Below are 7,264 nucleotides of genomic sequence, written 5' to 3' on the forward strand. Positions count from 1 at the left end.
ACTGCAAGGCGCGATTCATTCTGGATGATGAATCGCGCCTTTTTCCGCATAGAATAAGCGAATGAGGCACATCTTTTGACAAAGAAAGGACAGAATCGCGATGCTAAGCGCAACTCATAATCCATGGTTTATAAGCGAACTGGACATTCTCATTCGGTTGTCGACGGCGCTTCTGCTTGGCGGGCTTATCGGATTGGAGCGGGAGCAGTCCAACCACGCGGCGGGACTCCGTACGAATATATTAGTCTGTCTCGGCGCTTGTTTATTGATGCTGCTGTCGATTTACGGCTTTTCCGATTTTGTGAAAGAGGCGAATGTGCGGGTTGACCCTGCGAGGCTGGCCGCCGCTGTCATTACAGGAGTCGGTTTTCTAGGCGCGGGCACGATATTGTTCACAGGGAAGTCGATTACGGGGCTTACGACAGCCGCTTCGCTATGGGTTGTGGCCGCGATCGGACTGGCGGTGGGCGCGGGCTTCTATTTCGCCTCCGCTAGTGTGACGGTGATGGTGCTGCTCACGCTTTGGCTCTTCAATAAGCTGGAGAAGCGGTATATAAAAGGAAAGAAAGAATTCATCATTAAGGTTCAATCCTCGGACATCTCCTTGTTAATGAGCAAGCTGACCGGCATGCTGAACGATCGGAATATAACGGTGAGGAAGATGCATCTGGAGGACGTAGAAGAAGACGATGACCGAAACGCGGAGACTGTCCGGACGGAGACCCGGCTCATCATGCATATCACGATGCCTAATCGCCATAACAATAGCATGACTTTAATAGACGACCTTAAAAAACTGGAGGGCATACGTTGGGTAAGCTCGGAATAAAACGGCGCGGCGGAAGGCTGGCTTCGGTCCTGCTTGCCTTCCTGCTTCCCGGGATGGGGCATGTATGGAATGGCCAATACGCGAAAGGCTTTTTGCTTTTCGCCGGGCTGCTGCTCGATTATACGGCGATATTCAGGCTGGCGGATTCGGACGGCGGAAGACATTTGCTGTTAATTGTCTACCTTATGCTGCTTCTCCCTTTGTTTTATTTTATTAGTGTGTATGAAGTGCTGCAGATGGATGAGCCCCAATACACCGAACCGTCTGGGTTGCGTCTGAAAGGCGGCATCCTGCTTGCGTCGGCGGGGCTTCTCATGATGATATTGGTGAAGCCGCCCCATTTTATGCTGCCTTGGATGAACGAGCTTGCGGAATGGTCGGTCGGCCCGCTGCTCATGCTCGTTTCGATCGCGCTTGTTCTATTCGCAAGGAAAGGAGCTGCACGGATGTTCAAGCTTGGGCGAATGACAGCTGCTGTCGTTATTTTTGCGATAGGGGCGCTGCTTATATGGGATCTGGCGAAAGGACGCAATGATATTGCGGTATTGTCCGAATGGTGGCCCGTCGTATTCATATTGTTAGGCATGGAGATGATCTTGTATGCGACGGTCCTCAAAGGCAAAGCTGGGAAGCTTCGGCTAGACATGCCTGGCTTTACGGCCGCGCTGGTCATTACCGTAACGGCATATGCGATCACCCAATATGCGGACTTTCCGGTCCGTTGGCTGGACCAATTCAACGTAGACTTGAACGGGAGGCATGATTACGGCGAGGAGAAGGGCTATCGCTTCGATAAAAATGTGATTAAAGTGCCGTTCGATGAAAACGTAACCTCCATAAAAGTGATCAATGCCAACGGCGATTTAACCGTTCGTTCCGGAGACGTGGAGGAAGTGGAGCTGCAAGCAACGGTTTGGATCGATCTTGCGAGCGAAGCGGAGGCCGCCGAAATTGCCGAGCAATCCATCATTGAGATCAATCCCGGCAATGAGATAGTAATCGAAGGGAAAGGACAGGCATTTGGTCCAAACGGTAACCGGCTGCCTCGCATGAATATGATCATTACGCTGCCGGAGGTGGAAGCTCCACCTGAGGCTGCTGATACGATGCCGCCTGATTCTGTTGCGGCAACGCCGGAGCCAGGGGCGACATCCGCGGCAGGTCAAGCCGTATCCAGCGGAAACGCACTCGAAGAAGAGCAGGAGAGCGGGGTGGAGGGGCTGGAAAGCAATTCAAGCCTAGATCCGTCGCCGCTGCTGGAGGAGCTTCCGAAGGAGGAGCTTGCCGTTCCCCCGGAGCCTGTTCAGACGATAAAGCTTGAAATCGAAAGCGACAACGGTTCTGTAACCGTATCGAGTCTGAGCGCGGCGGATGGCGTTACCGTACGAAACGGAAGCGGTCTTGTAAAGCTGTCCTCCATTCTGGGACCTGTGTCGGTAGAGGGGGTTAACAGCAGCATTGAAGCGGATTCGGTAGCGGGTAAGACCAGTCTTGTTACGAAGAATGGAACCATCCTGGCTAATTCAATCAGCGATGGTGCGATCTATGCCAGTACATTGAACGGCGACATCGAGCTGAGCAATATTGCGGGCGATTTGGATGTCGAAACAAAAAACGGGGGCATACTTGTATCAGGCGCCTCTTCGGATGTAAAAGCCGACACGCTGAACGGCAGTATCGAGATAGCCAGCCCGGTAGTCGGCGGCAATTGGGATTTGGACAGCTCCGTAGGCGAAATTAAACTGCAGGTTCCTTACAACGGCAACTTTAGCGTATACGGATCGGTAACTTTTGGGAACATCACGACAGATCTGCCGCTGGAGCAGACGCGTAAAACCATAAGAGGGACAATAGGGGAAAACGTTTATCGGATTCATATTAACGCGACAAACAGCATATCGATACATGGTCAGGGGATTTAGACAAAGGGCGCTTTCATTGACAAATTTACAAACGTGAACGTACAATAGTAATAACGAAATAATAAACATTATAAAGAAAGGCGTGAGGGGATTGGCAGCTAGCGTTCATTTGGCTTTGGAACAACTGAAAACGAATGGCGTCCGGATGACCCCGCAACGTCACGCCATTCTAAGCTACTTGATGGAATCCAAATCCCATCCCACTGCGGATGAGATTCACAAGGCGCTCTCTCCAGCATATCCGAGCATGAGCGTCGCGACCATTTACAACAATTTGAGATTGTTTGTTGAAGCTGGCTTAGTGCGTGAACTCACATACGGCGATGATTCAAGCCGGTTCGATGCGGATCTTTCGGATCATTATCATGCGATATGCAAAAGCTGCGGAGAAATCGTCGATTTCGGTTACCCGCCGCTGCTTGAGGTAGAGAAGGCTGCTTCTAAGGAAACAGGCTTTACGGTGCACGGACACCGTATGGAAATATACGGATTATGCGGGAACTGCAACTCTTCCGCGAAATAATGCGTCTAACAATTGGATATGCAATAGAGCAGAACGTGCCGAAAGCGATCAACGCTGTACAGCACGTTTTTGTTTGGACACAATATAATTTGCAAACAGGAGCGTGATCGATTGGACACGAATTACGTACGCGCGCCCCGACCCCAAAAACGGAGAGGGTTCAGCGTATTTTTATTTCTTTTTATGGCTGCAGCAATTGTTTCATTCGGATGGTTCGGCTATCTGAAATATATTCCGAGCAACGAGCATCAAGAGCCGCGCTATAGCGCCGCGAATCCCATCATCGTAAGCGGAGCGGATACCGCTTATGGCGCTGTTGTCGAGAATGGGGAAGTAAAGCTGCCGTTGCCGCTCTTAGAGGAGCTGCTTGGAGAGGACAAGCCTATTCATTACGAGAAGGATACAGGAACGCTGGTATTGACGACTACGGACAAAGTGCTGCGTTTTAAGACGGAAGCTCTAACCGGCATTATAAATCAAAAACCGTACAAGCTCTCGCTTTCGGCGGAAGTGATAGACGATACAGTCTACATCCCGACGGCTCCGCTGGAAGAGTTGTTCGGTCTAAAGACGGAATATGATCAGGAAAGCGGGATCGTGACCCTGCTTCAAGAGGGGGATGCGATTCAGCTTGCGGAATCGCTTCCCGAGAACGGCGCGGCAGTTCGAGCAGCGCCCTCAATTAGAGAGCCTTATCTGGTCAAAGTGCCGCGAGGCGAGTCCGTTCGGATCTGGCAAGACATTGAAGGCTGGCTGCTCGTACAGACGAAGAACGGTCATGTCGGTTATATGAATAAAAAGAATGTGAAGCTCACGACGATTGAACAGGTGCCGAAGCTCGAGAAGCAGGATGCATTTGTTCCATGGAAGGTGATGGGCAGCAAAATCAACCTTACCTGGGAGGCTGTCTACGAGCGCAGGGTAGATCCGACAAAAATCGGCGAAATGCCCGGCGTAAATGTCGTGAGCCCGACTTGGTTCGAATTGCAGGACGGCAAGGGGACGATAAAAGGAAAAGCGGACTCAGCCTATGTGAAATGGGCGCATGAACGCGGTTATCAGGTGTGGGCGCTGTTCAGCAATGGCTTTGAACCGGATCGCACGACCGAAGCGCTTGCAACGGTTGAATCGAGGTTCTCGATGATTCAGCAGCTGATTGCTTTTGCCAAGATTTATGACCTGCAGGGGATCAACGTCGATTTCGAAAATGTCTATACGAAGGACAAAGAGAATCTCGTTCAATTTATGAAGGAGATGACGCCGCTTCTTCATGAGCAAGGGTTAGTGGTTTCGATCGACGTCACGCCGAAATCGACCAGCGAGATGTGGTCGGTATTTCTGGACCGCGCCGCGCTTGGCAAGGTCGTCGACTATATGATGGTGATGGCCTACGATGAGCATTGGGCGTCTAGCCCGAAAGCGGGTTCGGTGGCATCGCTGCCTTGGGCGGAAAACGCCATTACAAAAATTATGAAGGAAGACGGCGTTCCCGCTAGTAAGCTGGTGCTTAGCATGCCGCTCTATACAAGGATATGGACGGAGACGAAGGAAGCCTCCGGCGAGGTTAAGGTCTCTTCAAAAGCCGTTGGGATGGAAGCTGTAAAAACGATCATTGCGGACAAAAAGCTGAAGCCCGTATTTGATGAGGCGGCAGGACAGAACTATGTCGAATATACCGAGGACGGGGCACTGAAGCGGATTTGGATCGAAGATGAAGTATCCATGAAAGCGCGGGTCGAATTAGCCCGCAAATACGATTTGGCGGGTGTCGCGACTTGGCAGCGGTCATTCCAGACGCCATCCATTTGGACAGTAATTGATGAGTCGTTGTCGAAAAGGCCATAATTTATCGGTTTTTATCAAAAAGAGACCTTCGAAGCAGCAGCTTCGAAGGTCTCTTTCGGTTTTGCTTTTAGAGGTTGTAAGGGATTTAGGCCTGCGCATTCTCCGCCGGATGCTCCGTCGCTTGATTCGGATCAAGCGTAAGCATGGTGCGGCAGAACATACAACGGTCGGTCTTGCCGAGCATTTTGGTCTGGCGTCCGCATTCCGGACATTGGAGCATCGTCGCGCTAGTGGACATCATGCCCGCCCAGAAGTAGACGGCTACGCTAATAAGGAGCGAGATCATGCCGAACACCATGAAGATACCTGCAAATATTTTTCCGACTTGTCCCCACAGGATAATTCCTGCGGTCCCCAGTATCATAATTCCCATGCCGACAAGCGTAAAAACAAGTCCCCACAGGCGAAATTCGTTGATTTTTGCCGATTTAAAAAAGATTTTTTTCATGATTCAAACCCTTCCCGTGACAATAGTCTTACGAAATTGAGACTGAATTTCTTGATTGCAAAGCAGGAATGTGCGTGCAGTCTGTCGAAAAAGAATACCTGTAGATAATCATTATAGCTTAATCAAGATGGATTAGCTATACGGAGGAACCTGTGGAGCATATCAAAGATTATGTAATAGGCACTTATCGGGAATTGCCAGGATTATTGTCTATATCTGTCATAAAGAATCCCTATTCCTATAACCCGCTCATTGATGGATTAGATATATTAGTGCTTGTCGTGACCGCTGCGAAGGCAGGGGAGGAATCTGCGGCGCATGTTCAGCTAGACGGCGACCGTGTACTCATACGTACATTGGGCCGGGAAGAGCTGGAATCGCGGATCACAGGCGGCGAAAATCGTAACATAATTGAATGGATAGTGCGGGGGGAGATATTGTTGGATCGCGAAGGTTATTTGGCGGACGTTCGAGAACGGTTGCTGTTGTTTCCTGAATCCATGCGCGAGCAAAAGCGATTCATCGAGTTTGCCGGATTCTTACGGACATACTTGCAAGCGAAGCAGGATCTGCTGGACGGAAATCTGCTGGATGCATACAGTCACATATTAACCGCACTTCATCATTGGGCCCACATTGTTTTAATTGAAGAAGGACGACATCCGGAACTAACGGTCTGGAAGCAGCTAAGAAGAGTCCATCCCGGCATTTATAAGCTTTATGAGGAATTGACTGCAAGTCCGGAGACGTTGGAGCAGCGAGTGCAGCTTGTTATGCTGGCTTGCGAGTTCTCGGTTATGAATAAAATGAAATCCTGCTGCTCCCTTCTTTTAGATCTGATTAGCAGCAGGGAGGAGCCGTGGAGCATCGGAGAACTGCAAGCGCATCCGCTTATTAGCGAGCTACGGGTCGATTTGTCGTTAGTGATCCAGAAGCTGGTTAAGCGTTCGTATCTGAGAGAAGTAGCGATTATGCATGATCCGAGCGATGCGAATGCCCTCGAACTCAGATACTTGGCATCGAATATGTAGGTGTATGAATGGGATGCGATGAGGGGATTCTTCTTCGCATCCCCTTTTAATATGATGGATGTAAATAAAGTGTTGACTTGTTCCATTTACCTATGTTAAATTAGAACTCGCCGCTTTTGCAGGTAGTAAATGAAGAACGAAGACATGATTAAAAAAAATGTCGAATTCGAAAAAAAGTACTTGCAATGAGATAGGCAACTGTGATATATTATAAAAGTCGCCGCTGAGACACGGGCGACACGAAAGAAAAGAGATTGTTCTTTGAAAACTGAACAACGAGCGAAACTGCCCTGTTAATTCGGTGACGAGTTAATAGATATAAGAAGTTTTCGTACTCGGCTTTAGCCGATGCGAAAAGCTTCAAGCAACAAACGTAATGAGCAATCAAACACCTTTATGGAGAGTTTGATCCTGGCTCAGGACGAACGCTGGCGGCGTGCCTAATACATGCAAGTCGAGCGGAGCTAAGTGAAAGCTTGCTTTCACGATGCTTAGCGGCGGACGGGTGAGTAACACGTAGGTAACCTGCCTGTAAGACTGGGATAACATTCGGAAACGAATGCTAATACCGGATACGCGAGTTGGTCGCATGGCCGACTCGGGAAAGACGGAGCAATCTGTCGCTTACAGATGGACCTGCGGCGCATTAGCTAGTTGGTGAGGTAA

6 protein-coding genes and 1 rRNA gene are annotated in these 7,264 nt (G+C 49.8%); 6 read left to right on the forward strand and 1 reads right to left on the reverse strand.

Annotated features, from left to right (window positions below; translation table 11 throughout):
- Positions 1 to 100: 100 nt before the first annotated feature.
- From D3P08_RS25530 to D3P08_RS25545, 4 genes are all read left to right on the forward strand, one after another.
- Positions 101 to 829, forward strand: a complete 729-nt coding sequence (locus D3P08_RS25530; RefSeq protein WP_119602954.1) for an MgtC/SapB family protein — start codon at positions 101 to 103, stop codon at positions 827 to 829.
- Positions 811 to 2,751: a DUF4097 family beta strand repeat-containing protein gene (locus tag D3P08_RS25535; protein WP_119602955.1), complete on the forward strand. Its 1,941-nt coding sequence runs from the start codon at positions 811 to 813 to the stop codon at positions 2,749 to 2,751. Before D3P08_RS25530 ends, D3P08_RS25535 begins: the two co-directional genes overlap by 19 nt.
- Before the next feature lie 91 nt (positions 2,752 to 2,842).
- Positions 2,843 to 3,274, forward strand: coding sequence for a peroxide-responsive transcriptional repressor PerR (perR, locus tag D3P08_RS25540; protein ID WP_119602956.1), 432 nt, complete (start codon positions 2,843 to 2,845; stop codon positions 3,272 to 3,274).
- 111 nt (positions 3,275 to 3,385) lie between these two features.
- A complete protein-coding gene (locus tag D3P08_RS25545; protein ID WP_119602957.1) occupies positions 3,386 to 5,119 on the forward strand; it encodes a glycosyl hydrolase family 18 protein in 1,734 nt (577 codons plus the stop codon).
- Positions 5,120 to 5,204: 85 nt separating this feature from the next.
- Here the strand turns inward: D3P08_RS25545 and D3P08_RS25550 are convergent, their stop codons facing one another.
- Positions 5,205 to 5,558: a YgzB family protein gene (locus D3P08_RS25550; protein ID WP_119602966.1), complete on the reverse strand. Its 354-nt coding sequence runs from the start codon at positions 5,556 to 5,558 to the stop codon at positions 5,205 to 5,207.
- A 161-nt stretch (positions 5,559 to 5,719) separates the two neighbouring features.
- Between D3P08_RS25550 and D3P08_RS25555 the strand changes: the two genes are divergently transcribed.
- Complete coding sequence (locus tag D3P08_RS25555; RefSeq protein WP_119602958.1) at positions 5,720 to 6,598, forward strand: nucleotidyltransferase-like protein; 879 nt, start codon at positions 5,720 to 5,722, stop codon at positions 6,596 to 6,598.
- Positions 6,599 to 6,991: 393 nt separating this feature from the next.
- Positions 6,992 to 7,264: ribosomal RNA gene (locus tag D3P08_RS25560) — 16S ribosomal RNA — on the forward strand; the annotation flags it as partial.

It is taken from the genome of Paenibacillus nanensis (assembly GCF_003583765.1).
Classification (GTDB): Bacteria; Bacillota; Bacilli; order Paenibacillales; family Paenibacillaceae; genus Pristimantibacillus; species Pristimantibacillus nanensis.

Bases quoted from the DNA above. Each gene is read 5' to 3' on its own strand.
- D3P08_RS25530 (WP_119602954.1), top strand. From the start codon at position 101: ATGCTAAGCGCAACTCATAATCCATGGTTTATAAGCGAACTGGACATT.